Source organism: Caballeronia choica, assembly GCF_001544535.1.
Lineage (GTDB): Bacteria > Pseudomonadota > Gammaproteobacteria > Burkholderiales > Burkholderiaceae > Caballeronia > Caballeronia choica.
This window is the reverse complement of the sequence record NZ_FCON02000015.1, coordinates 57299-82308: the sequence shown is the minus strand read 5'-3', so window position 1 is coordinate 82308 and position 25010 is coordinate 57299. Positions and strand designations below refer to the sequence as shown.

The following is a 25010-nucleotide window of genomic DNA, read 5'->3' as shown; positions in this document are numbered from 1 at the left end:
TTATTGACCGGCCGCGCTCGCGCCCGTCGCACCCATGGCGCTCGCGGCACCCGGGAAAGCCGGTGCCGACGCTGAGGGCGTGGAAGACGCGGCGCCCGGCTTCGAAGCGCCGGAATCCGCTGCCTTGTTGTACAGGAACTGGCCGATCAGGTTTTCGAGCACCACGGCCGATTGCGTCATGGAAATCGTGTCGCCGTTCTTGAGCATCTGGTCGTCGCCGCCCGGCTCCAGGCCGATGTACTGCTCGCCGAGCAGGCCCGACGTCAGGATCTTCGCCGACGAGTCTTTCGGAAACGTGAATTGCTTGTCGATATCGATGGTGACGACCGCCTGGTAGGTGTTCTGGTCGAAGCCGATGGACCCGACGCGGCCGACCGTCACGCCCGCGCTCTTGACCGGCGCGCGCGCCTTCAGGCCGCCGATGTTGTCGAATTTCAGCTTCACCGCGTAAGTCGGCTGGAACGACAGCGAACTCATGTTGCCGGCCTTGAGCGCGAGAAACAGCAGCGCCACGAAACCCAGCACCACGAAGAGGCCGACCCAGAAGTCGAGAGCAGTCTTTTTCATCGTCTATCCAAAGAGAATCTTGTCGCAGAACGGGTGTGCAGGTCTGCGCCTTGCACAACGCCCGCGCTGCGGGCGCCCATTCAATGAGTGCCCTAGCTGAACATCAGCGCGGTCAGCAGGAAATCGAGGCCGAGTACGGCGAGCGAGGCGTACACGACGGTCTTGGTTGTCGCGCGCGATACGCCTTCCGGGGTCGGCTTGGCTTCGTAGCCCTGGAACAGTGCGATGAACGTCACCGCGAAGCCGAACACGATGCTCTTGACGACGCCGTTTCCGACGTCGCGCCACACGTCCACGCCGCCCTGCATCTGCGACCAGAACGCGCCGGCGTCGACGCCGATCAAGAGCACGCCGACCACATAGCCGCCGAACACGCCAACCGCGCTGAAGATCGCGGCGAGAATCGGCATTGCGATGATGCCGGCCCACATGCGCGGCGCAACCACGACCTTGACCGGGTCGACGGCCATCATTTCCATCGCGGTCAGTTGCTCACCGGCTTTCATCAGACCGATTTCGGCGGTCAAAGACGTGCCCGCGCGCCCGGCGAACAGCAGCGCGGTCACGACCGGCCCCAGTTCGCGCACGAGCGACAGCGCGACGAGCAGCCCGAGCGCCTGCTCGGAGCCGTAGCGGTTCAGCGTGTAATACCCCTGCAGGCCCAGCACGAAGCCGACGAACAGCCCCGACACCGCGATGATCACCAGCGAATAATTGCCGACAAAATGAACCTGTTTCGTGACAAGACGCGGCCGGCGCAGCAACGGGAAAAATTCGAGCACGAGGCGCAGGAACATGCGCGTCGCGTAACCGGCGGTGCCGAAGCCGTCGAGCACGCGACGTCCGAGCGCGCTGATCATGCCTTGCCTCCGATACCGAAGTCCGCCGCGAGCGGCGGGCTCGTATAGTGAAATTTGAACGGACCGTCGGGCGCGCCGTCGATGAACTGGCGCACCGACGCGTCTGTCGAGGCGCGCAATTGGGCCGGCGTGCCTTCGGCGAGAATGCCGCCGTTCGCGATGAAGTACACGTAGTCGGCAATCGCGAACGATTCCGGCACGTCGTGCGTGACGAGGATCGAGGTCGCGCCGAGCGCGCTGTTCAGCGTGCGGATCAGGTTCGCCGTGATGCCGAGCGAAATCGGGTCGAGGCCGGCGAACGGCTCGTCGTACATCATCAGTTGCGGATCGAGCGCGATGGCTCGCGCGAGCGCCACGCGGCGCGCCATGCCGCCCGAAATCTCCGACGGCGCGAGGTCGCGCGCGCCACGCAGCCCGACCGCGTTGAGTTTCATCAGCACGAGGTCGCGCAGCAGCGCTTCGGGGAGATCGGTGTGTTCGCGCAGCGGAAAGGCGACGTTCTCGAACACGGACTGGTCGGTGAAGAGCGCGCCGAACTGGAACAGCATGCCCATCTTCCGGCGCAGCGCGTACAGGCCGTCGCGCGTCTGGGCGCCGACATCCGCGCCGCCGAACAGCACCTGGCCGCGATTCGCCTTGACGAGCCCACCGATCAGACGAAGGATCGTCGTCTTGCCGCAGCCCGACCCGCCCATGACCGCGACCACCTGGCCACGCGTGAAACGCATGTTCAGGTTGGACAAAACGAGCCGGTCGCCGTAACCGAAGTCGACGTCGCGAAGCTCAAGCAGGGTCTCGGGGAAAGCAGGCACGGAAGCGGGGGGTCCTTTTACGCAAGAGGCCGAATTATAGGGCCTGTGCGTAAACGCTGCGCTGGCCTACCTTTCGACGAGATAACTTTTCCGAATTTCCGACATTATCGCTCAAACGTCTGTTGCAACGCAGCAACCGCAGCCGCCGTGTCCTGTGCTTCGGTCACCGCGCGCACGACCGCCGCGCTGCCGACGCCGGTCGCGAGCACATCGCGCAACACGTCACCATTTACGCCGCCAATCGCGACGAGCGGCACGCGCCCGTCGAGCAACCGCACGTAGCGCGCCAGCCGCGCGAGACCTTGCGGCGCGGTCGGCATGACCTTGGTCGTCGTCGGGAAGATGGCGCCGAGCGCGAGATAGCTCGGGCGGAAATGCAGCGCGCGCAGCATCTCGTAGTAACCGTGCGTCGACAGTCCCAGGCGCACGCCGGCGTGCGCGATCGCGTTCAGGTCGGCGGTCTGCACGTCTTCCTGGCCGAGATGCACGCCGTATGCGCCCGCCGCGATCGCTTCGCGCCAGTGATCGTTGATGAACAACTGCGCCTGATGCTTTCGGCCCGCACTCACCGATTGCCCGATTTCGCGCTTCAGGTCGTCGGCGTCGGTCGACTTGCGGCGCAATTGCGCTGTCGTGACGCCCAGGTCGAGCACGCGCGCGACCCACTCGGCGCTCGGCAGCACCGGATACAGCCCGAGCCGCGACGGGCAGGACGGAAATGCCTCGGCCGGCGCGTCGGGCAGGTCGCCGACGCGCGGAAACGTAGCGAAATCGACGGGCCACGCGTCAGGCTTGTTTTCGTCACCGGCGCGCCATGCGAGCGCGAGCACGAGCGCATCGTGCGGTTCGAAATCGCAGTCGAGGAACGCCGCGAGCGCGGCCAGCCAGTCGTCGGACCACACGCCCTCCAGCACGAACCGCTCAGCGCCACGACGCAGCACCGCGCGGTCGCCATGCGCTTCGAGCACCGCGGCGCCGTCGGAAAGCAACCGCTCGACATCCGCGCCGTGCGTTTCGGTGAACACGATCAGGTCGTCCGGGCCATGCGCATCGGGCGCGGTCAGGCAGACGCGCCATTGCCTCGACGCCGCCGGCCAGTCGCCCAGCCGCGCCCGGATTCGCTCGGCGACCTCGACCAGTTCGTCCGCCGGCGGCCAGAAGATTTCGCGATTCAGCAGGCTCATGCGGCGCTCCCGTCCTGGTGCCAGAACGGCATGCCGACCACCGGCGTGCTCGCCTGCGCGCTGTCGCGCTCGGCCATCGGGCCGGCGAGATAAGCCATGCGCCCCGCCTCGACGCCCAATGCGAAGGCGCGCGCCATCTGCGGCGGGAAAGTGGCCTGCGAGACGGCCGTGTTGAGCAGCACGCCGTCGAAGCCCCACTCCATTACCTGGCAAGCATGCGACGGCACGCCCAGCCCGGCATCGACGATCAGCGGCACGTTCGGCAGCCGCTCGCGCAGCGTCCGCAACCCGTACGGATTCGTCACGCCCTTGCCTGTGCCGATCGGCGCGCCCCACGGCATCAACGCTTCGCAGCCGACGTCGAGCAGGCGTCGCCCGATCACGAGATCCTCGGTGCAATAGGGCAGCACCTTGAAGCCGTCGCGGATCAGCTTCGACGCCGCTTCCACCAGACCGATCGGATCGGGCTGGAGCGTGTAGTCGTCACCGATCAGTTCGAGCTTGATCCAGGGCGTCTCGAAGACTTCGCGCGCCATGTGGGCGGTGGTCAGCACTTCATCGACGCTCTGGCAGCCCGCCGTATTCGGCAACAGCGCAACGCCGTGGCGCTTCAGGACGTCGAAGAAGCCGGCTTCGCCGGTCGCCGACTGGCGACGCAGCGCGACCGTGACCATGCCGGGTCTGGCGGCATCGATGGAATCGGAGAGCGATTGCAGCGACGGATAACGCGACGTGCCGAGCAGGACGCGGCTCGGAAACGCCTCGCCGTAGAGCGTGAGCGCATCGGCGGTAGTGATGGTGGTAGTGGTCATGGTTCGATCCTGGTATTGATCAGCCGCCCGCGACCGGCGCGACGACATCGAGCTTGTCACCCGTACTGAGCGCCTTCGACGCATGTTCCGCGCGCGCCACGAACTGGCCGTTCAGCGCGACGGCGAACGGCGGTTTCGCGCCGAACGCGGCGAGGGCATCGGTGACGGTGGCCGCGTCGGGCAGATCGAACGGCCGCTGATTGATGTGGATGTTCATGGCAGGGTCTTTTATCTAGAGCGCGGGCACGGCATGTTCACAGTGAAGCATCTCCGGCCAGCGCGTCCGGAGGCGAAAATCGTCGAAGGAATCGGCGCCGGAGACGGCGCGCGCGAGCAGCGCCTCGGCGAGCTGCGCGGCGCTGTCGGCGACTTCCGGCGCGATCATGAAGCCGTGCCGGTAGAGACCGTTGACACGCAAGGTTCGCGCCCCGTCCCAGACGATGGCGGGCCGGTGATCGGGCAGCGTCGGGCGGCAATGGGCGTTGAGTTCGAGAATGCGCGCCTCGCCGAAACCGGGATGCACGGCGAACGCCGCGCTCAGCAGTTCGAGCGCCGAGCGCACCGTGACGGGCGACATGTCCTCGCCCTCCACTTCCGTCGCGCCGATCACGTACAGGTCGTTTTCCTTCGGCGCGATGTAGAGCGGATAGCGCGGATGCAGCAGGCGCACCGGCCGCGTGAGCCCGATGCCCGGCGCGTGCACGCGCGCGACTTCGCCGCGAATGCCGCGCAGCGCGGGCCACGCCGGCTTGGCGCCGAGCCCCCGGCAATCGATCACGATACGCGCGTCCGGCATGGCGTCGATCGCGGTATGCCAGTGCGTTTCGACACCGCGCGCCGACAGGCCCGCCGCAAGCGCCGACAGCACCTGCCGGTTGTCGAGCTGGCCTTCGTGCGGCAGCAGCCAGCCCTGCGCGAAGCGCGTCCCGAGCGCCGGCTCCGTCGCCGCGACCTGCGCGCCGGCCAGCTTGACGAAGCCGTTGTCGAAGAGCGCGGCGGGCGCGTTGGCGCGCAGGCGCCGCTCGAAGAGCGGTGCTTCGGCGCGGTCGCCGGCATGCCAGACGACCAGCGTTCCGTTGCGCTGGAAAAACACCGGCTCGGGCAGTTCCGCGATGAGCCGCGGCCAGCGTTCCAGCGACGCCGCGCCGAGTTCCGTAATCAGCAGCTCGGCGCTGGCCGCTTCCGCGAGGGGCGCGAGCATCGCGGCCGCGACCCACGCCGCCGACTGCGTGCCAGCCGCGTCGCCGCGTTCGTAGAGCGCGACCCGATGCCCCGCGCCCGCCAGTTGCCACGCGACGAGCCGCCCGCACAGCCCCCCGCCGACGATGGCGAAATCCAGCCGCTGCGACGTTCCGCGCGCGCTCTGGTCGAAGAAAATGTTCACGATGCGATGCCTCCTCAGCAACGAGCTGCGGCACGCGGAGAAGTCGATGGCGGGTGCTTCCGTTCCCGAGCCTTCCGTAGCGTGCGGCAGACGCACAATCAAAGGACGGAACAGCGGCGAGACCGGCGGGGCGTCGGAAATGCTTTGAGCCCCAGGCGGGTGGAATACTGGAAGAGACTGGAAAAACAATGCGTTTTCCGGAAACTTCCCTCGCCGGTATTACCCGGATCGGGTGCAAAGGGTTTCTCTCAGCCTCGTCGCGCGCCGGTTCTGCTCGGAACGCGTGCGAAGCACCCCTGTTTCGTCGACGACCATTAAAGCATGAAAGCCGAAGCCGCCGCAAACCGGGGATTCCCGGCTTTTTTCGCCGGCGGCAGCACTCTGGCACAATGCCGCCAACGCGCTCTGCGCGGCGTTTGGACGGCAGGATCGGCCGCTTGCCCGCTTGCCGCTTGTCAATTAAGCAGCAGTTAAGGGAAGCCCGAAACAATCTGCCTGGTCCGGTCGCCTCGCGCAAAGGCCGCATTTGCTCTGGACTCGCGCCGTTACGGGCAGCGCGACGTTACAACCCGCCGTGACGCCGGCTCATCATCAGGAAGCTCATGACCAACATCACGCCCGACAACTCACAGCAAAACGCCGACAACGTGTCGGCGTGGAGCCTGATCAAGCCCTACTGGATCTCGGAAGAACGCGGCATCGCGTGGGGCCTCCTGGTCGCGATCATCGCGATCAACATGACGGTCGTGTGGATCAACGTCCGGCTGAATCGCTGGAACGCCGACTTCTACAACGCGCTGCAAAGCAAGAACGTCCACGATTTCCCGCAGTTGCTGCTGGTCTTCACCGTGCTCGCGTTCGCGTACATCCTGCTCGCCGTGTACGGGCGATATCTGCGCCAGATGCTCGGATTCCGCTGGCGCCAATGGCTCACCGACAAATATCTCGAACAATGGCTCGGCGACCGCGCGTTCTACCGCATCGAACGCGACCGCCTCGCCGACAACCCCGACCAGCGGATCAGCGACGACCTCCAGTCGTTCGCGACCACGACGCTCTCGCTGTCGCTCGACCTGCTCTCGACGCTCGTCACGCTCGTCACCTTCATCACGATCCTGTGGACGATCGCCGGCGCGCTTACGCTGACCGCGTTCGGCACGCCGCTCGTGATTCCGGGCTACATGGTCTGGGCTGCCGCGCTGTATGCGATCGCCGGGTCGCTGATCATCCAGAAGGTCGGCCATCCGCTGGTTTCGATCAATTACCAGCAGCAGAAAGTCGAGGCCGATTTCCGCTTCGGCCTGATTCGCGTGCGCGAGAACGCCGAGCAGATTGCGTTCTACGACGGCATCGGCACCGAGACCGCCAACGCCAAGACGATCTTCGCGCGCATCCGCGACAACTGGTGGATGATCATGAAGTACACGAAGCGCATGACCTTCGTGCTGAGCTTCTACGGCCAGATCGCGATCATCTTCCCGATCATGGTCGCGGCGCCGCGCTACTTCGCGGGCGCGTTCTCGTTTGGCGTGCTGATGCAGATATCGTCGGCGTTCGGTACGGTCAGCGATTCGTTCTCCTGGTTCATCAACAGTTATTCGACGTTGGTCGAATGGCGCGCCACGGTGAATCGTCTGCGTGAATTCAAGCGCGTGATGCGTTCGACGCACATTCGCGAGGCCATTTCGCCGGCGACTGTGCACGGCGGCATCAATCTGCACTACACGGACACGAACGCCCTGACGACGAGCGGCCTCTCGCTTGCACTGCCGAACGGGACGCCGCTTGCGCGAGTCGCGGATGTGTCGATCGAGCCCGGATCGCGCTGGCTCGTGCATGGGCCGTCGGGATCGGGCAAGAGCACGCTGATGCGCGCGCTCGCCGGGCTCTGGCCGTTCGGCGACGGCACGATCGACGCGCCCGTCGACGCGAAGATGATGTTCATCCCGCAGCAGAGCTACCTGCCGATCGGCACGCTGAAGGCGGCGCTGGCGTATCCGTCGCCGGGCGGCACGTTCAGCGACGAGGAATCGCGCGAGGTGCTGCGCGCGTGCAACCTGGCGGATTATGGGGATCGGCTGGAGCAATTGGGGCACTGGGCGAAGATGCTGTCGCCGGGCGAGCAGCAGCGGCTGGCCGCCGCGCGTGTCCTGCTGCACAAGCCCGACTTCGTGTTCCTCGATGAAGCCACCAGCGCGCTCGACGCCGATAACGAACTGCACATCTACAACACGCTCGTCGAGCGGTTGCCGAATGCGGCGATGCTGAGCGTCGCGCATCGCGACTCGGTCGCGATGTTCCATGATTACAAGATCGAGATCGAGCGGGCGATGGCGGAGGTTTGAAGAAGCTGAGCGTTGCGTCGCAAACCTGAACGTGGCGCAACGCGAACGCGAGCACGATGCGTTTTTTCTGAATTTGCAGTCCGTGGGACTCGGTCAAAATTGCTGACGCGTAGACTGTCCGCTCGCCAAACGCGATGCCGGATCTGACTAGCGCATGGACTTTCAAACTCTCTCGGATTTCGATCTCGACGCGATGCGGCGCGTGTCCAAAACCATCATGAATCCCGCCGCGCGCTGGGTGACGAAGGGCGGCCATCGAGAAAAGAACTTCGTTCTTTGCGACACGGCAAGTCCCGCGGCGCAATATCGCTTGTTCCTCAGAGTATCGGCAACTCGAAGCAACGTGTTTTCCGTAGGACTTGCCCGCACATACTCATCGGAAGAAGTACTCGTCCTTGCTCGTTATAACAGTGGGCACCATGCGCATCGGAACATCCTCGAGCGCACGAAAGTTCCAGCCGTGTGCCACAGGCACTTGGCCACGCAGCGCTATATCCGCGCCGGCCTCGACCCGGACGGATACGCCGAACCCATATCCGACTACAATTCCGTCGATGGTGCCTTCGACTGCTTGTGCAGAGATTGCGGCATCCCTCCACTCAAGCACAATCCGTTTCAAGCCGACCTCGAGTTCTGACATGTTGCACGATGCACCGGAGACGGTGAAGCGATTACTGTGCGAGTCGTGGTGCTCCGAGCTAGACGTCGCGGAGGACGGTGATTCCCTGCGCCTTTCGATGCCGCTGCTCGAGCCAGACGGTGACTACACAACGGTCTGGCTACGGCAAACGATGGGCGGATGGCGTATCGAGGACGCCGGCACGACGCTGATGCGCATCTCCTACGATTCGGATGCCGCTGCCATCACCCGTGGACCAAGGCGCGTCCTGCTCGACAAGATGCTCGCCGAATACGGCGCGAGGCTCGACGATGACGGACAAATCGTCTCGGAAACCGAGGAGCAGCATATCGGCATGGCGCTGCTCCGCTACGGTCAAGTCATGCTGCGGGTCAATGATCTCAAGAGGTGGAACAAGTCACGCGTTGTCTCGACGTTTTTCGATGATTTGAAGTTGAGTCTGACCGAGATCGTCGGTGTCGAGCGAGTGCTCGAAAATTATCTGGCGCCCGAAGTGCCAGACGCAGTCGACTACCCCATCGACTTCGCCATCGCCGGCGGCTCGTCCCCGCTGTTCGTCTTCGGCGTCCCGACACGCGAGCGTGCCCGCCTCGCCACGATCGTGCTTCAACATGTCGACCAGTACATCGGCTCGTTCGATTCGATCGTCGTTTTCCAGGATGCGAGCCAGATTCCAAGCGGCGACCTGCGCAGGCTCATGAATGCCGCGAACGATATGGTGGATTCGATCGAAGCGAAGAGTGCGCTGGAAAAGAAGATTCGCCACAGACTCAGGGCCGCCTGACCGCAATCGACGCGCGTACAAAACGCAAAAAAGCCGGACCGCTCAACAAGCGATCCGGCTTTTTTCATTCCACAAAACGCGGCAAAACCCTACCGCGGCAACTCGCTATGCCCCATCAAAAACGCATCGACCGACCGCGCGCACTGCCGTCCTTCACGAATCGCCCACACCACCAGCGACTGTCCACGCCGCATATCGCCTGCCGTGAACACCTTCGCTTCCGACGTGAAGTAAGCCTTCTCGCCCTCGGTCGCCGCGCGCACGTTGCCGCGCGAATCCTTGTCGACGCCGAATGCGTCGAGCACCGGTGACAGCGGCTGCGTGAAGCCCATCGCGAGCAGCACGAGATCGGCCTTCATCTCGAACTCCGTGTTCGGCACTTCCTGCATCTTGCCGCCCTTCCACTCGACGCGCACCGCGATCAGCTTCTCGACCTTGCCGTTCTTGCCTTCGAAGCGCTTCGTCGCCACCGACCAATCACGCTCGCAACCCTCTTCATGCGACGACGACGTGCGCAGCTTGATCGGCCAGTACGGCCACACGAGCGGCTTGTTCTCTTCGCCGGGCGGCTGCGCGAGCAGCTCGAACTGCGTGACGCTCTTCGCGCCATGCCGGTTCGACGTACCGACGCAGTCCGAGCCCGTATCGCCGCCGCCGATCACGACGACATGCTTGGCGCGCGCGACCAGTTGATCGTCGACCTTGTCGCCCGCGTTGACCTTGTTCTGCTGCGGCAGGAATTCCATCGCGTAATAGATGCCCGCGAGCTCGCGCCCCGGCACCGGCAAGTCACGCGGTGTTTCCGAGCCGCCCGAAAGCACGATCGCATCGAACTGTTCGCGCAGTTCGTCCGGCGTGACGGTCTCCTTCGCCATGTTGCCGATATGCGACGGCAGTGGTTCCTTGCCCACGAACACGCTGGTGCGGAACGACACGCCCTCGGCTTCCATCTGCCGCATGCGGCGGTCGATCTGCCACTTTTCGAGCTTGAAATCGGGGATGCCGTAACGCAGCAATCCGCCGATCCGATCGTTCCGCTCGAACACGGTCACGTCGTGGCCGGCGCGCGCAAGCTGCTGCGCGGCGGCAAGCCCGGCAGGCCCCGATCCGACGACCGCCACCTTCTTGCCGGTCTTGTGCTTCGGCGGCTGCGGCGCGACCCAGCCTTCGGCCCAGGCCTTGTCGATGATCGCGTGCTCGATCGACTTGATGCCGACCGGATCGTCGTTGATGCCGAGCGTGCAGGCCGCTTCACACGGCGCCGGGCAGATCCGGCCGGTGAACTCGGGGAAGTTGTTGGTCGAATGCAGGACTTCGATCGCGCTCTTCCAGTCCTGCTGGAAAACGAGGTCGTTGAAATCCGGGATGATGTTGTTCACCGGGCAGCCGTTGTTGCAAAACGGAATGCCGCAATCCATGCAGCGCGCGCCCTGGATCTTGGCGTCATCGTCTGAAAGCGCGTGGACGAATTCCTTGTAGTGCTTGACGCGGGTCAGCGGTGCTTCGTACGCCTCGTGGCGGCGTTCGAACTCGAGAAAACCGGTTGCCTTGCCCATAGGGTTCTCTTCTTTCTCTGTATTTGGTGAGGAACTGGCTCTCCGGCGCCGTGCGCCGGAGAGCCCTTCTAACTGCCGGAACCGCGCGCTTTAAGCGGCGAGCGCCTGCTTCGCCTTCTTCGCGCCGAGTTCGCCGAGCGCGCGCTTGTATTCCGTCGGGAAGACCTTCACGAACTGACGGCGCGACGCGTCCCAGTTCTCGAGCAGCGCCTTCGCACGCGGCGAACCGGTGAACTGGAAGTGACGCTCGATCAGGCCCTTCAGAAGCGCTTCGTCGGTCTGGCCGGTGTGCCACAGCGCGCGGTCGATCGTGCGTTCCTGTTCGGCTTGCTGCAGCACCGGATCGAGCGCGACCATCGACTTGTTGCACTTGCCGGCGAACGAGCCATCCGGGTCGTAGACGAATGCGACGCCGCCCGACATCCCCGCCGCGAAGTTGCGCCCGGTCTCGCCGAGCACGACGACCGTGCCGCCCGTCATGTATTCGCAGCCGTGGTCGCCCGTGCCTTCGACGACCGCCGTCGCGCCCGAGTTGCGCACGCAGAAGCGCTCGCCCGCGACGCCGCGGAAATACGATTCGCCTTCGATCGCGCCGTACATCACTGTGTTGCCGCAGATGATGTTTTCCTCGGACTTGCCGCGGAAGTCGTTGGTCGGGCGGATGATGATGCGGCCGCCCGACAGGCCCTTGCCGACGTAGTCGTTGCCGTCGCCGACGAGGTCGAGCGTCACGCCCTTCGCGAGGAACGCGCCGAAGCTCTGGCCGGCCGTGCCCTTCAACTGGATGTGGATCGCGTCGTCCGAGAGCCCGTCGTGACCGTACTTGCGCGCGATCAGCCCCGACAGCATCGCGCCGACCGTGCGGTTCACGTTGCGCACCGGCTGGATGAACGAGACGTGCTCGCCCTTCTCAATCGCCGCCTTCGACTTCTCGATCAGCACGTGATCGAGCGCTTTGTCGAGGCCGTGATCCTGCACGTCGACGTGACGCGTCGCGATTTCGCCATGCTGCGGCACCTGATAGAAGATGCGCGAGAAGTCGAGGCCCTTCGCCTTCCAGTGCTCGATGCCCTTCTTCATGTCGAGCAGTTCGGGGTGGCCGATCAGGTCATCGAACTTGCGGATGCCGAGTTGCGCCATGATCTCGCGCACTTCTTCGGCGACGAAGAAGAAGAAGTTCACGACGTGTTCCGGCTGGCCCGTGAACTTCGCGCGCAGCACCGGGTCTTGTGTCGCGACGCCGACCGGGCACGTGTTCAGATGGCACTTGCGCATCATGATGCAGCCTTCGACGACGAGCGGCGCCGTCGCGAAGCCGAATTCATCGGCGCCGAGCAGCGCGCCGATCACGACGTCGCGGCCGGTCTTCATCTGGCCGTCGGCCTGAACGCGGATGCGGCCGCGCAGGCGGTTCAACACGAGCGTCTGCTGCGTTTCGGCAAGACCCAGTTCCCACGGCGTGCCCGCGTGCTTGAGCGACGACAGGGGCGAAGCACCTGTGCCGCCGTCATGGCCCGCGATCACGACGTGATCGGCCTTCGCCTTGGCAACGCCGGCGGCAACCGTGCCGACACCCACTTCCGACACGAGCTTCACCGAAATGCTCGCCGACGAATTCGCGTTCTTCAGATCGTGAATGAGCTGTGCGAGGTCTTCGATCGAATAGATGTCGTGGTGCGGCGGCGGCGAGATCAGGCCGACGCCCGGCACCGAGTAACGCAGCTTGCCGATGTAGTCCGACACCTTGTGGCCCGGCAACTGGCCGCCTTCGCCCGGCTTCGCGCCCTGCGCCATCTTGATCTGGATCTGGTCTGCCGACGACAGATACTCCGCCGTCACGCCGAAGCGCCCGGACGCCACCTGCTTGATCTTCGAGCGCAGCGAATCGCCGTCCTTCAGCGGGATGTCGGAGACGACCTCATCGCCGATGATCGACTTCATCGTGTCGCCGTTCTTGATCGGAATGCCGCGCAGTTCGTTCCGATAGCGCTTCTCGTCCTCGCCGCCTTCGCCCGTGTTCGACTTGCCGCCGATGCGGTTCATCGCCACCGCCAGCGTGGCGTGCGCTTCCGTGCTGATCGAGCCGAGCGACATCGCGCCCGTCGCGAAACGCTTGACGATGTCCTTCGCCGGTTCCACTTCGTCGAGGGCAATCGCCTTGTGCGGATCGACCTTGAACTCGAAGAGACCGCGGAACGTCATGTGACGCTTCGTCTGGTCGTTGATCAGGTGCGCGTATTCCTTGTATGTCTGGTACGAGTTGCTGCGCGCCGAATGTTGCAGCTTCGCGATCGCATCCGGCGTCCACATGTGCTCTTCACCGCGCACGCGATACGCGTACTCGCCGCCCGCGTCGAGCATCGTCGCGAGGACGGGGTTGTCGCCGAACGCATCGCGATGCAGGCGGATCGCTTCTTCCGCGACTTCGAAGATGCCGATGCCGCCGACCTTCGACGCCGTGCCCTTGAAGTATTGCTCGACGAGATCGCTCGCCAGCCCGACCGCTTCGAAAATCTGCGCGCCGGTGTAGGACATGTAGGTCGAAATGCCCATCTTCGACATGACCTTGTGCAGGCCCTTGCCGACTGCCTTCGTGTAGTTGTAGATCGCCTTGTCGGCCGACAGGTCGCCCTTCAGGCCTTCGGCCATCTGCGCGAGCGTTTCCAGCGCGAGGTACGGGTGCACGGCTTCCGCGCCGTAGCCCGCGAGCAATGCGAAGTGGTGCGTTTCACGCGCCGAGCCGGTTTCCACGACGAGACCCGTGCTCGTGCGCAGGCCGTGCTGCACGAGATGCGTGTGAATGGCGGAGGTGGCGAGCAGCGCCGGAATCGCGACGTTGTCGCGGTCCATCCTGCGGTCCGACACGATCAGCATGTTGTAGCCGGACTTCACCGCATCGACGGCTTCCGCGCACAGCGAAGCGAGGCGCGCTTCCACGCCTTCCTTGCCCCACGCGACCGGATAGCAGATATTCAGCTCGTACGAGCTGAATTTGCCGCCGGTGTACTTGTCGATCGCGCGGATCTTCGCGATGTCCTTGAAGTCGAGCACCGGCTGCGACACTTCCAGGCGCATCGTCGGGTTGATGTTGGTCGTGTCGAGCAGGTTCGGCTTCGGGCCGATGAACGACACGAGCGACATCACCATGTTTTCGCGGATCGGGTCGATCGGCGGGTTCGTCACTTGCGCGAACAACTGCTTGAAGTAGTGATAGAGCGTCTTGTTCTTGCTCGACATCACCGCGAGCGGCGAGTCGTTGCCCATCGAGCCGACGGCTTCCTCGCCCGACTGCGCCATCGGCGCCATCAGGAACTTGAGGTCTTCCTGCGTGTAGCCGAACGCCTGCTGGCGATCGAGCAGCGCAGCGGCTTCGCGGCGCTGCGTCTCGACTTCCTCGGCCTTCGGCTCGATTTCGTCGAGCTTGATGCGCACCGCGTCGATCCAGCTCTTGTACGGCTTGCCGTTCGCGAGGTTGTCCTTGAGTTCCTTGTCCTCGATGATGCGGCCCTGCTCCATGTCGATCAGGAACATCTTGCCCGGCTGCAGGCGCCACTTCTTGACGATCCTCGATTCGGGAATCGGCAGCACGCCAGCTTCCGACGCGAGGATCACGAGGTCGTCGTCGGTGATGAGGAAACGCGCCGGACGCAGGCCGTTGCGGTCGAGCGTCGCGCCGATCTGGCGGCCGTCGGTAAACGCGATCGCGGCGGGGCCGTCCCACGGCTCCATCATCGCGGCGTGGTATTCGTAGAACGCGCGGCGGTTGTCGTCCATCAGCGTGTGTTGTTCCCACGCTTCGGGGATCATCATCATCATCGCGTGAACGAGCGGGTAGCCGGCCATCACCAGCAGTTCGAGACAGTTGTCGAACGAAGCGGTATCGGACTGGCCCGGGTAGATCAGCGGCCAGAGCTTCGGCAGGTCGTCGCCAAGCACGTAGCTCGCGATCGCGCCAGTGCGCGCGTTCAGCCAGTTGACGTTGCCTTTCACCGTGTTGATTTCGCCGTTGTGGGCGATCATCCGGTACGGGTGAGCCAGTTCCCACGCCGGGAACGTGTTGGTCGAGAAGCGCTGGTGCACGAGCGCGAGCGCCGAGACGGTCCGCTCGTCCTGCAGGTCGCGGTAATACACGCCGACCTGCCCGGCCAGCAGCAAGCCCTTGTAGACCACCGTGCGCGCCGACATCGACGGCACGAAGTATTCCTTGCCGTGCTTGAGCTTGAGCGCCTGGATGCGGTGGCTCGCGGTCTTGCGGATCACGTAGAGCTTGCGCTCGAGCGCATCCGTCACGACGATGTCCTTGCCGCGGCCGATGAAAATCTGGCGGATCAGCGGCTCGCTCGCCTTCACGGTCGGCGAGATCGGCATCGTGGCATCGACGGGCACGTCGCGCCAGCCGAGCACGGTCTGGCCTTCGGCCTTCACCGTGCGTTCCAGTTCCTGTTCGCACGCGAGACGCGACGCGTGTTCCTTCGGCAGGAAGATCATGCCGACGCCATATTCGCCGGCGGGCGGCAGCGTCACGCCCTGCTTCGCCATTTCCTCGCGATAGAAGCCGTCCGGCACCTGGATCAGGATGCCCGCGCCGTCGCCCATCAGCGGATCGGCGCCGACGGCGCCCCGATGGTCGAGGTTTTCGAGGATCTTGAGACCCTGCTGAATGATCTCGTGGCTCTTCTTGCCCTTGATATGCGCGACGAAGCCGACGCCGCAGGCGTCGTGTTCGTTGGCGGGGTCGTACATACCCTGCGCGGCGGGAAGCGAACCGATGACCGGCTGCTGTTGATCGTTCATAGGGACACCGTCTTCTGTGAGGGGCCGAGTGGGCCGTTGAACCATGTTTTTATGCCCGCGCCTTCCATTTCATTGCTGAACCGAAGCCGCGAAGCCGGTCGCGCAGCGGGCGCAGTGCGCCCCGAATCGCCGGAAATCGAAATATACGCGACGAATCAAGAGGATGGCAAATAAAACGTGATGATCTGACACCGATTATCGATATGGTGCAAAGATGCCCCATTTAATTGGGTCTCTATCATCAAATGGGCAAAATAAAACGGCTCATCGCAAATTCGAGATGCCGTTTCATTAAACGCTTCAGCTTTGGCAAGCCGCGCCGTTATTGAGTCTGAGGAGTTTCACGGATCTTGCGGGGCCGGCCGCGCGGCAGCGGCGAGACGCGGCGGTTCGCGGCACGCCCCGCCCACTCGCGGTACGAGTCGCTGCCGAGCACCCAGCCCTTGAGCGTTGCCTGAAGGAGACGGTTGGCCTCGCGCTCGTCGAGCGGCTGTTCACACAGTTCCTTGTACGCGTGCTGTCGCTCGAACGGCGTGTTGCCGAGCGACCAGTACAGCGGATGGTCGGTGATGAGGCCGTCGAGCGTCATGCCGATGTGATGCCGATAGCTCGACCACTTGTAGTCCTGGGGAGCGGCGGCGAGTTGCGCGCGCACCGGCGCCATCTCCACGACGCGGCTCGCGAGCAGGAAGTAGCGCTCGCCTTCTATCACCGTCGCGCGATAGCGGCCCTCCCAGAGCGTGCCGCGCCGCACGTAACGTCGATTGAAGTGCGCGACATAGCGACGGCCGACCGCCTGCATCGCTTTGGGCAAGCTGGATTCGTCGCGCGGTGTGACAAGCAGATGCACGGCACCGGGCATCAGCGCGTATGCGTGAACGGCGAGTTGATGATCGCGTGAGGCTGTTCTCAGGCAGTCGAGGAAGAGCTCGTAGTCCTGGTCGTCGACGAAAGCGGGCTGCTGGTCGAGACCGCGCAGGATGACATGCTGCGGCTGTTCGGGAACATAGAGTCGTGCAAGCCGTGCCATGCTGAAGTATCCGTTGATCGCGTTGGTGTTCACCCGTAAGGGGCGCTCTGTTGGCCGCATCGACGTATCGCATGGGAGCTTGAAACATCGCGCAGCCGAGCCTTCGAGCCGCTTCCCGACTAGGGAATTTGCTCTACGGCTTCGCTGTGGTTACTTTGAAACGTTATGTACATAATGAGCGTGCTTTTTCTGGAGGAGCACAAATTGAAAATAAAACAAGTCGTTACTGGAACGGCTGCGCTTCTGTGCATATCGACTGCGGCACATGCGCAAACCGCCGGTTCCATCTATCTCACGACAGGCTGGTTTCATCTCGCACCGCAAGACAGCAGCGGCCCACTCAAAGAAACAAGTGTAGGCGGAACTCCGGTCAATATCAGCGTACCGGGCACGGGTGCGGGACTCTCCGATGCCGACACTGCCGGCTTCACGGTGGGTTACTTCGTTACCGACCATATTGCCGCCGAACTTGAAATGGGTATTCCCCCGAAGTTCGATCTGAAAGGCACGGGTTCACTGGAACATTACGGCACGCTCGGCACCGCGAAACAATGGAGCCCGACGCTGCTGTTCAAGTACGTATTCCTCGAGCCGCAATCGAAGTTCCGCCCCTACGTTGGCATCGGTGTCACCCACACGTGGTTCACTGACGCGAAGATCACCAACACCGCATTCGAAAGCGGCGTTCTGCATGGTCCGACCAGCGTCGACACGGATAGTTCGTGGGCGCCGGTGTTTAATGTCGGCTTCAACTACGCGTTCACCGAGCACTGGTTCGCGGGCTTGTCCGTCTCTTTCATCCCGATGAAGGCCACGGCGAAGCTCAGCACGCAGGCGCAAACGCCCGTCGGTACGCTCAACGTGAAGTCCGAGGCACGCATCACGCTGAACCCGATCGTCACGTATCTGAAGGTCGGCTACAAGTTCTGAAGTGGCTCAAGCACCGGTCGATGCAGGACCGGTCGAACGCCGCCATTGCATCGCGCATGGCGGCGTTTTTCGTTTTTGGCGCGCGTGCAGCTTGTAAATGTGACTGCCCGGCGTTTCCGTGATTGCATTTCTTACGTCCTGCGCGCAGGCTCTCCTGCGGGAGCACGAGTTTCGGTGCTTGCCCCCAAAAGCGTTGGCCGGAACGGTGAACGTCTGCGTCGAATCGGCATCGAACTTGCTGCACCAGTCATTCCCCGCCGCAATCTAGCGGCCCATCCACGACTCATCCATCGACGGAGCGATCCAATGAACGCACTTCCCAACACGCGCGGCGCCATCGGAGATTCATGGACGACGACGAGCCGTCGTGCACGCCGCATGGCGCGCCACGGCCGCGAAGCAGCCGCGGATATCGGCGGCGAACTGCGCACGCTGCTCGCGGAGCTTGAAGAAACGCTGTCGGACGGCACGCAGGCCGATGTCGCCGCGTTGCGGGCACAACTGAGAGGGCGCATCGATTCGGCCCGCGCTCGCCTGAACGACACGCACCAGGCGTTGCGTGAGCGCGCAGGCGCGGCTTTCTCCGATGCCGACGCCTATCTTCACGAAAAGCCGTGGCAGACCATCGCGCTCGTCGGCGGCCTGGCGCTCGTGGCGGGCGTATTGCTCGCACGCGCTCGCTGATTCAAACGCGCGCGTCGGCGTCAATCCGGGCGCGCGTCCTGCTCGATGAAACCAGCGCCGATGATGTCGATGCGATCCGTGCAGATTGCATCGACGCCCCATCGTGCAAGCAGCCGCGCGCGCTCAGGATCGTTCACGGTATAGGCGAGAATGCGCAGCCCGGAATCCTTGATCTGCGCGACGAGGGCTTCGTTCAGCTTCCGGTGGTCCGCATGCAGCGACACGCACGCTAACGCGGCGGTCTGCGCGTGCCAATCGCCGGGAACATCTCCATAGAGCATTCCGCGCGGCAGGTCGGGCGCGGCTTCCCGCGCGGCCGCGAGCGCAGCGTACGAAAATGACGACAGCAACGGCGCCGTTTCGGCATCGGACCACAGGCGCGCCGCTTCCTGCGCCACGACACGGCCGGTTTCGACATCGCGGCCCTCGCATGGCTTGATCTCGACATTGGCCGCCAACCCGTGTTCCTTGCAGCGCGCGGCCACCTGCGCCAGCGTCGGCATCCGCGCTCCAGCGAATTTCACATCGAACCAGCTACCTGCGTCGAGCGCTTCCAACTGCGCATAGCTCAGCGCCTTCGCCGCACCGTGTCCGTTCGACGTGCGATCGACGTCATCGTCGTGCAGCAGAAAGACCACGTTATCCGCCGAGAGTTTCGCGTCGAACTCGATCATCTTCAGGCCGAGCCGGGCGCCTGTATCGATCGCTTCCAGCGTGTTCTCGGGCGCGAGCTTGCCGCCGCCGCGATGCGCGACGACGCGCGGATAAGGCCAGGTTCTCATGATCGCGTCTCCTTCAATTGGCGCGCAGGCCCGTCGCCGGATCGAAGAAATGTAGGTGCTGCGCCGGTACCGCGACCGGCAGCGCGGAGCCGACTTCCGGTCGAAGCGCGTGCGGCAAGCGCGCCGCCACGTCGTGCTTGCCCCACTTGCCGTGGGCGAGGTTGTCGGCGCCGAGCAGCTCGCACGAATCGACATTCAGCGTCACCTGCGCGATGCCCGGCTGCCCGGGGGTCATGTGCTCGGGCCGAATGCCGACGATCCACTCGCGGCCGTTCATCTCGCCGCCGATTCCCATGCCCTGCACGCCCGCCAGCGGCAACCGCGGCCCATCGCCCGCGACGACGAACACGGAGCCGTCGTCCGATACGCGGCCTTCGAGCAGGTTCATCGCCGGCGACCCGATGAAGCTCGCGACGAATACCGTCGCCGGACGTTCGTACACGTCGGTCGGCGCGCCGATCTGCTCGGCGTGCCCGCGATTCATCACGATCACGCGCTGCGCCAGTGTCATCGCTTCGATCTGGTCGTGCGTGACGTACAAGCTGGTCGTCGACAGGCGCGCATGCAGCCGCTGGATTTCGAGGCGCATCTGCACGCGCAACTTGGCGTCGAGATTCGACAGCGGTTCGTCGAACAGGAACACGGCCGGCTCGCGCACGATCGCGCGGCCCATCGCGACGCGCTGCCGCTGCCCGCCCGACAACTCGCGCGGCTTGCGCGCGAGCAGCGGTTCGAGTTCGAGTATGCGCGCGGCGTTGGCGACGCGCTTGTCGATCGTCGCGCGATCCACGCCGCCGATCTTCAGCGCATAGGCCATGTTTTGCGCGACGCTCATGTGCGGATAGAGCGCGTAGTTCTGGAAGACCATCGCGATGTCGCGATCCTTCGGCTCCAGCTTGTTCACCACTTTGCCGCCGATCGAAATCGTGCCTTCCGACACGCTCTCCAGACCCGCGACCATCCGCAGCAACGTGGACTTCCCGCAGCCTGAAGGACCGACCATCACGACGAACTCACCGTCCTCGACGGCCACGTCGATGCCGTGCAGCACGAACGTCTTGCCGTCGTAGGTTTTCCTGACGGCGTTCAGAGTCAGTGCAGCCATCGATCAGCCTTTCAACGCGCCCGCGACCGTCGCAAAATGCGCGACCGCGATGCCGGGTTCGTAGAAGCGATGGAGCAACTCGCGCCACCGCTGATAACCGGCGGATTGACGAAAGCCCGGGTCGTGCGCCTCGACCGAATCCCAGCGCACGAGCAGCACGTAACGCGAGCCGTTGCCGGCATCGGCGCCGCGCACGAGTTCGTGTGAGCGATAGCCGGGCTGCGCGGCGATGATCTTTTGCGCTTCGTCGAACGTGGCTTCGAACGCCGCTTCCTCGCCGGCCCTGACGGGCAACTGCGCGATTTCGAGAATCATGTTTCAGGGTCTCCCGTTACTTTTCAGAATCGACGAGCCCGCGCACGAACCAGCGCTGCATCGTCAGCACGACGACGAGCGGCGGCAGCATCGCGAGCAGCGTCGCGCTCATCACGAGATGCCATTCGGTGGCGGTGTCGCCGGATGCGATCATGCTCTTGATGCCGACCACCGCCGTTTGCAGCGACTGCTGGCTCGTGATCAGGATCGGCCAGAGATACTGGTTCCAGCCGTAGATGAACGTGATCACGAAGAGCGCGGCAATGTTCGTTTTGGACAGCGGCAGCACGACGTCCCAGAAGAAACGCAGCGGCCCCGCGCCATCGATGCGCGCCGCCTCCATCAGTTCATCGGGCAGCGTCATGAAGAACTGGCGGAACAGGAACGTGGCCGTGGCCGACGCGATCAACGGCAGCGTGAGCCCGGCATACGTGTTCGAAAGATGCATCGACGAGACGACTTGCACCGTCGGAAAAATCCGCACTTCGACGGGCAGCATCAGCGTGACGAAGATCAGCCAGAACGCGAGGTTCTTCAACGGAAAGCGGAAGAACACGATCGCGTAGGCGGAGATCATCGATACCGCGATCTTGCCGATCGAAATCACGAGCGCCATCACGAGGCTGTTCAGCAACATGCGGCCGAAAGGCGCGGCCGCGTTGCCGCTGCCGTGTGTCCAGATGTTCGCGATGTTTTCGAAGAGATGCGTGCTCGGGATCAGCGAAAGCGGCACGCTGAATACTTCCTTCTCGTTCATCGTGGCCGCGCAGAACGCGACATAGACCGGAAACACGACCAGCACGACGCCCACGATCAGCACCGCGTGGCAAAAGATATCGAAGCCGCGACGATTCTCGATCATGAGTATTGCACCCTGCGCTCGATGAAGCGGAACTGCACGACCGTCAGCCCGACGACGATCGCCATCAGCACGACCGACTGCGCGCCGGAACTGCCGATGTCGAGCCCCTGGAAACCTTCGGCGAAGATCTTGTAGATGAGTGTCTTGGTCGATTGCGCGGGGCCGCCGCCGGTGGCCGCGTCGATGACGGGGAAGGTGTCGAAGAACGCGTAGACGAGATTGACGACCAGCAGGAAGAAACTCGTCGGCGAAAGCAGCGGCAGCGCGATGCCGAAGAAGCGTCGCACGGGACCTGCGCCGTCGATCGCGGCGGCTTCGATCAGCGAGCGCGGGATCGCCTGCAATCCCGCGTAGAAGAACAGGAAGTTGTAGCTGACCTGCTTCCACACCGATGCGAGCACCACGAGGAACATCGCCTGCGAGCCGTTGAGCGCGTGATTCCACACGATGCCGTACTTCGAGAGCGCGAAGGTCACGAGTCCGATGCTCGGGTTGAACAGGAACGACCAGAGCACGGCGGCGATCGCGGGCGCGACGGCGTACGGCCAGATCAGGAGCGTCTGATACGCCTTCGCGCCGCGCGTGACGCGATCGGCGCAGGCGGCGAGCAACAGCGAGATCACGAGCCCGGACACGGTGACGAGCGAGCAGAAGATCAGCGTCGTATTGAACGACGACAGATACAGCGGATCGTTGAAAAGCTGCTTGAAGTTGGCGAGCCCGACGAACTCGCTCGACGTCCCGAACGCGTCCTGGCTTTGCGTGGCCTGCCAGAGCGCTTCGCCCGCGGGCCACAGGAAGAACAACGCCGTGATCGCGAGTTGCGGCGCGACCAGCAAGTACGGCAACACGCTCGTGTTGAAACGAGACCGCTTTTCCATCGACGATTCCTGGAGCGGGAATGAACGCGGCCGGGCTTTTCCGAAGCCCGGCCGCGAGGGCGTCAGCTACCCGCTTTCTCGAAGCGGCGCAGCAGATCGTCGCCGCGCGAGACGGATGAATCGAGCGCTTCCTTCGGCGACTTCTTCTGCGCCCAGACCTGTTCGAGTTCCTCGTCGACGACCGTGCGGATCTGCGGCATGTTGCCAAGCCGCAAGCCCTTCGTGTACGCCAGCGGCGGCTTGTTCAGCATCTGCCTGATCGCGACATCGGCGCCGGGGTTCTTGCCGTAGAAGCCCTGGCTTTTCGTCAGGTCGTAAGCAGCGGTCGTGACGGGCAAGTAACCCGTGTCCTGATGCCACTTCGCCGCGACCGGCGGCGACGTCAGGTAAGCCAGGAACTTCGCGACGCCCTTGTAGACCATTGGGTCCTTGCCCGCGAGCACCCACAAACTCGCGCCGCCGATGATCGCGTTCTGCGGCGCACCCTTCACGCTCGCGTCGTACGGCATCATGCCGACGCCGAAATCGAACTTCGCGTACTTCTTGATCGTCGCGCGCGAGCCCGACGAGTTCGTGATGATCCCGCAGTCGCCGCTATAGAACTTCGACACCGGTTCGTCCTTGCGCCCGACGTAGGTGAAGGTGCCTTCCTTCGCCATGTCCTGCAGGAACTGGATGTGCGCGACCTGCAGCGGCTTGTTGAACTCGAGCTTGGCGTCGGGCCCATTGAAGCCGTTGTTCTCGGTCGCAAACGGCGCGGCGTGCCACGCGCTGTAGTTTTCAAGCTGAATCCAGCTTTGCCAGCCCGACGAATAGCCGCACGACATGCCTGACGCCTTCAGCTTCTTCGCGTCGGCTTCGACGTCGGCCCAGGTCTTCGGCGGCTGGTTCGGGTCGAGCCCGGCCTTCTTGAACGCTTCCTTGTTGTAGTAGAGAACGGGCGTCGAACTGTTGAACGGCATCGAGATCAGGTGGCCCGTCTTCGCGTCGCTGTAGTAGCCGGAGATGGTCGGCACGAACGCCTTTTCATCGAGCGGCACGCCCGCCTGCCTGAACACGTCCGAGACGGGAACCACGGCCTTTTTCGCCTGCATCATCGTGGCCGTGCCGACTTCATAGACCTGCAGGATCGCCGGTGCATTGCCGCTGCGATATGCCGCGATGCCTGCTGCAAGTGTCTGGTCGTAGGTGCCCTTGAACACCGGCACGATCTTGTAGTCGCTCTGCGACGCGTTGAAATCGTTCGCGATGTCATTCACGCGTTCGCCGAGGGCCGCTTCCATCGCGTGCCAGAACTGGATTTCCGTCGCGGCCTGCGCGGCCGTGCTGGCGCCGAGAGCGAGGACGGCCGCAGCGGACATCGAGCGGAACAAGGGCTTCAAACTCATCGATACATCTCCATTAATGTGGCGCACTTCCGGCAGGTGGAAAAGCGCCGATTCTAGTTATCGTCGATGACAAACAGGCGTTGATATTCCTTCAATGCATAGCGATCGGTCATGCCCGCGATGTAATGCGCGATCAGACGTGCCTGCGAGCTGTCGTAGGTGGGCGCGGCGGCGTCGTTCGCCGATTCCTCCGTCACCGGTCCGCGTACCTGGTAAGCCGGCGGCAGCAGGCGCGGATCTTCGGTGAACGCATTGAAGAGGCCGGTCACGATGCGCTGCGCCTTGTTCGCCATGCGCATCACGCGGTAATGGCGATAGAGGTTCTTGAACAGGAAGCGCTTGAGCGCGGCGGCCTGTGTCGCGATTTCCTCGCTGTGCTCGACGAGCGGCGGCGAGCGGCGCACGTCGTCGAGCGACTCGGGCGCGACGCGCACGAGGTTGGCGTTGGTGGTGTCGATCAGGTCGACGATCAGCGTATTGATGATGCGGCGGATCGTCTCGTGGATCAGCCGCCGACCGTCGATGCGCGGAAACTCGTTGCGTGCGGCCTCGTGATGCGTGTGCCACAGGCACACGTCCGACAACTGGTCGAGCGTGATGAAGCCGGAGCGCAGGCCGTCGTCGACATCGTGATTGTTATAGGCGATTTCATCGGCCACATTCGCGATCTGCGCTTCGAGCGACGGCTGCCGGCCAGTGAGAAAGCGCTCGCCGAGATCGCCGAGCCTGCGCGCGTTTTCACGCGAACAATGCTTGAGGATGCCTTCGCGCGTTTCAAAGCAGAGATTGAGGCCGTTGAACGCGCCGTAGTGCTCTTCGAGCTGATCAACGACGGCGAGGCTTTGCAGGTTGTGCTCGAAGCCGCCGTGATCGCGCATGCATTCGTGCAGCGCATCCTGACCCGCGTGGCCGAATGGCGTATGACCGAGATCGTGCGCAAGCGAAATCGCTTCGACGAGATCCTCGTTCACGCGCAGGTTACGCGCAACCGACCGCGCGATCTGCGCCACTTCGAGGCTGTGCGTGAGCCGCGTGCGGAACAGGTCGCCCTCGTGATTGACGAACACCTGCGTCTTGTATTCGAGCCGGCGAAACGCGGTGGAATGCACGATGCGGTCACGATCGCGCTGGAATTCGGTGCGCGCGGAAGGCGGTTGCTCGGCGTAACGCCGGCCGCGCGAAGCCGCCGAATGGGCGGCGTACGGCGCGAGATGCGCTTCCAGCGCGAACGACGTGGGCGTAGCCACGAAGACTTGACGTTCTGTTTCGCTCACCGGCTGCTCCGCATCATCGTG

The 25010-nt window shown here is 63.8% G+C and carries 22 protein-coding genes and 1 riboswitch; of the genes, 5 read left to right on the top strand and 17 right to left on the bottom strand.

Annotation, left to right across the window (positions count from 1 at the left end; genetic code table 11):
• The 7 genes from mlaD to AWB68_RS09620 all read right to left on the bottom strand — a co-directional run bounded on the left by mlaD (window position 1) and on the right by AWB68_RS09620 (window position 5619).
• Window positions 1-567, bottom strand: a complete 567-nt coding sequence (gene mlaD, locus AWB68_RS09650; RefSeq protein ID WP_087644118.1) for an outer membrane lipid asymmetry maintenance protein MlaD — start codon at window positions 565-567, stop codon at window positions 1-3.
• 92 nt (window positions 568-659) lie between these two features.
• Complete coding sequence (gene mlaE, locus AWB68_RS09645) at window positions 660-1427, bottom strand: lipid asymmetry maintenance ABC transporter permease subunit MlaE (RefSeq protein WP_087644117.1); 768 nt, start codon at window positions 1425-1427, stop codon at window positions 660-662.
• The gene (locus AWB68_RS09640; protein ID WP_087644116.1) at window positions 1424-2239 is read right to left on the bottom strand and encodes an ABC transporter ATP-binding protein; all 816 of its coding nucleotides are present in this window, start codon (window positions 2237-2239) and stop codon (window positions 1424-1426) included. Before AWB68_RS09640 ends, mlaE begins: the two co-directional genes overlap by 4 nt.
• Before the next feature lie 104 nt (window positions 2240-2343).
• Window positions 2344-3423 carry a thiamine phosphate synthase gene (thiE, locus tag AWB68_RS09635; protein WP_087644115.1) on the bottom strand — a complete coding sequence of 360 codons (1080 nt, stop codon included), beginning with the start codon at window positions 3421-3423 and terminating at the stop codon, window positions 2344-2346.
• The gene (locus AWB68_RS09630) at window positions 3420-4235 is read right to left on the bottom strand and encodes a thiazole synthase (protein WP_087644114.1); all 816 of its coding nucleotides are present in this window, start codon (window positions 4233-4235) and stop codon (window positions 3420-3422) included. The genes thiE and AWB68_RS09630 overlap by 4 nt, the downstream gene beginning before the upstream one ends.
• A gap of 19 nt (window positions 4236-4254) precedes the next feature.
• Window positions 4255-4452: a sulfur carrier protein ThiS gene (thiS, locus tag AWB68_RS09625; protein WP_087644113.1), complete on the bottom strand. Its 198-nt coding sequence runs from the start codon at window positions 4450-4452 to the stop codon at window positions 4255-4257.
• Window positions 4453-4467: 15 nt separating this feature from the next.
• Window positions 4468-5619 carry an FAD-dependent oxidoreductase gene (locus AWB68_RS09620; protein WP_235028268.1) on the bottom strand — a complete coding sequence of 384 codons (1152 nt, stop codon included), beginning with the start codon at window positions 5617-5619 and terminating at the stop codon, window positions 4468-4470.
• 188 nt (window positions 5620-5807) lie between these two features.
• Window positions 5808-5927: riboswitch (TPP riboswitch) on the bottom strand.
• A gap of 294 nt (window positions 5928-6221) precedes the next feature.
• Here AWB68_RS09620 and AWB68_RS09615 point away from each other — a divergent pair.
• The 3 genes from AWB68_RS09615 to AWB68_RS09610 all read left to right on the top strand — a co-directional run bounded on the left by AWB68_RS09615 (window position 6222) and on the right by AWB68_RS09610 (window position 9388).
• A complete protein-coding gene (locus AWB68_RS09615) occupies window positions 6222-7964 on the top strand; it encodes an ABC transporter ATP-binding protein/permease (protein ID WP_087644112.1) in 1743 nt (580 codons plus the stop codon).
• 154 nt (window positions 7965-8118) lie between these two features.
• Complete coding sequence (locus AWB68_RS48165; protein ID WP_160109993.1) at window positions 8119-8601, top strand: hypothetical protein; 483 nt, start codon at window positions 8119-8121, stop codon at window positions 8599-8601.
• Window positions 8602-8701: 100 nt separating this feature from the next.
• A complete protein-coding gene (locus AWB68_RS09610) occupies window positions 8702-9388 on the top strand; it encodes a DUF1828 domain-containing protein (protein WP_160109992.1) in 687 nt (228 codons plus the stop codon).
• Between the two features lie 89 nt (window positions 9389-9477).
• On the opposite strand, the gene AWB68_RS09605 is transcribed toward AWB68_RS09610, so the two are convergent.
• The 3 genes from AWB68_RS09605 to AWB68_RS09595 form a co-directional block, all read right to left on the bottom strand.
• Complete coding sequence (locus AWB68_RS09605) at window positions 9478-10944, bottom strand: glutamate synthase subunit beta (RefSeq protein ID WP_087644110.1); 1467 nt, start codon at window positions 10942-10944, stop codon at window positions 9478-9480.
• Between the two features lie 90 nt (window positions 10945-11034).
• Window positions 11035-15738 carry a glutamate synthase-related protein gene (locus AWB68_RS09600; protein WP_087644109.1) on the bottom strand — a complete coding sequence of 1568 codons (4704 nt, stop codon included), beginning with the start codon at window positions 15736-15738 and terminating at the stop codon, window positions 11035-11037.
• Window positions 15739-16060: 322 nt separating this feature from the next.
• A complete protein-coding gene (locus tag AWB68_RS09595) occupies window positions 16061-16768 on the bottom strand; it encodes a transposase (protein WP_087644146.1) in 708 nt (235 codons plus the stop codon).
• Window positions 16769-16972: 204 nt separating this feature from the next.
• On the opposite strand from AWB68_RS09595, the gene AWB68_RS09590 reads away from it, so the two are divergent.
• Both AWB68_RS09590 and AWB68_RS09585 read left to right on the top strand, forming a co-directional pair.
• A complete protein-coding gene (locus AWB68_RS09590; RefSeq protein WP_235028267.1) occupies window positions 16973-17698 on the top strand; it encodes an OmpW/AlkL family protein in 726 nt (241 codons plus the stop codon).
• A 306-nt stretch (window positions 17699-18004) separates the two neighbouring features.
• The gene (locus AWB68_RS09585; protein WP_087644108.1) at window positions 18005-18382 is read left to right on the top strand and encodes an ElaB/YgaM/YqjD family protein; all 378 of its coding nucleotides are present in this window, start codon (window positions 18005-18007) and stop codon (window positions 18380-18382) included.
• Window positions 18383-18402: 20 nt separating this feature from the next.
• Here the strand turns inward: AWB68_RS09585 and ugpQ are convergent, their stop codons facing one another.
• The 7 genes from ugpQ to AWB68_RS09550 form a co-directional block, all read right to left on the bottom strand.
• Complete coding sequence (gene ugpQ / locus AWB68_RS09580; RefSeq protein WP_087644107.1) at window positions 18403-19164, bottom strand: glycerophosphodiester phosphodiesterase; 762 nt, start codon at window positions 19162-19164, stop codon at window positions 18403-18405.
• Between the two features lie 13 nt (window positions 19165-19177).
• Window positions 19178-20269 carry a sn-glycerol-3-phosphate import ATP-binding protein UgpC gene (locus AWB68_RS09575; RefSeq protein ID WP_087644106.1) on the bottom strand — a complete coding sequence of 364 codons (1092 nt, stop codon included), beginning with the start codon at window positions 20267-20269 and terminating at the stop codon, window positions 19178-19180.
• Between the two features lie 3 nt (window positions 20270-20272).
• A complete protein-coding gene (locus AWB68_RS09570) occupies window positions 20273-20584 on the bottom strand; it encodes an antibiotic biosynthesis monooxygenase family protein (RefSeq protein ID WP_087644105.1) in 312 nt (103 codons plus the stop codon).
• A 16-nt stretch (window positions 20585-20600) separates the two neighbouring features.
• Entirely contained in the window at window positions 20601-21446 is an 846-nt protein-coding gene (ugpE, locus tag AWB68_RS09565; protein WP_087644104.1) for a sn-glycerol-3-phosphate ABC transporter permease UgpE, read from the bottom strand.
• Window positions 21443-22327, bottom strand: coding sequence for a sn-glycerol-3-phosphate ABC transporter permease UgpA (gene ugpA, locus AWB68_RS09560; RefSeq protein ID WP_087644103.1), 885 nt, complete (start codon window positions 22325-22327; stop codon window positions 21443-21445). The genes ugpE and ugpA overlap by 4 nt, the downstream gene beginning before the upstream one ends.
• A gap of 62 nt (window positions 22328-22389) precedes the next feature.
• Window positions 22390-23715, bottom strand: a complete 1326-nt coding sequence (gene ugpB / locus AWB68_RS09555; RefSeq protein WP_087644102.1) for a sn-glycerol-3-phosphate ABC transporter substrate-binding protein UgpB — start codon at window positions 23713-23715, stop codon at window positions 22390-22392.
• 53 nt (window positions 23716-23768) lie between these two features.
• Window positions 23769-24989, bottom strand: coding sequence for a deoxyguanosinetriphosphate triphosphohydrolase (locus AWB68_RS09550; protein WP_087644101.1), 1221 nt, complete (start codon window positions 24987-24989; stop codon window positions 23769-23771).
• Window positions 24990-25010 lie beyond the last annotated feature (21 nt).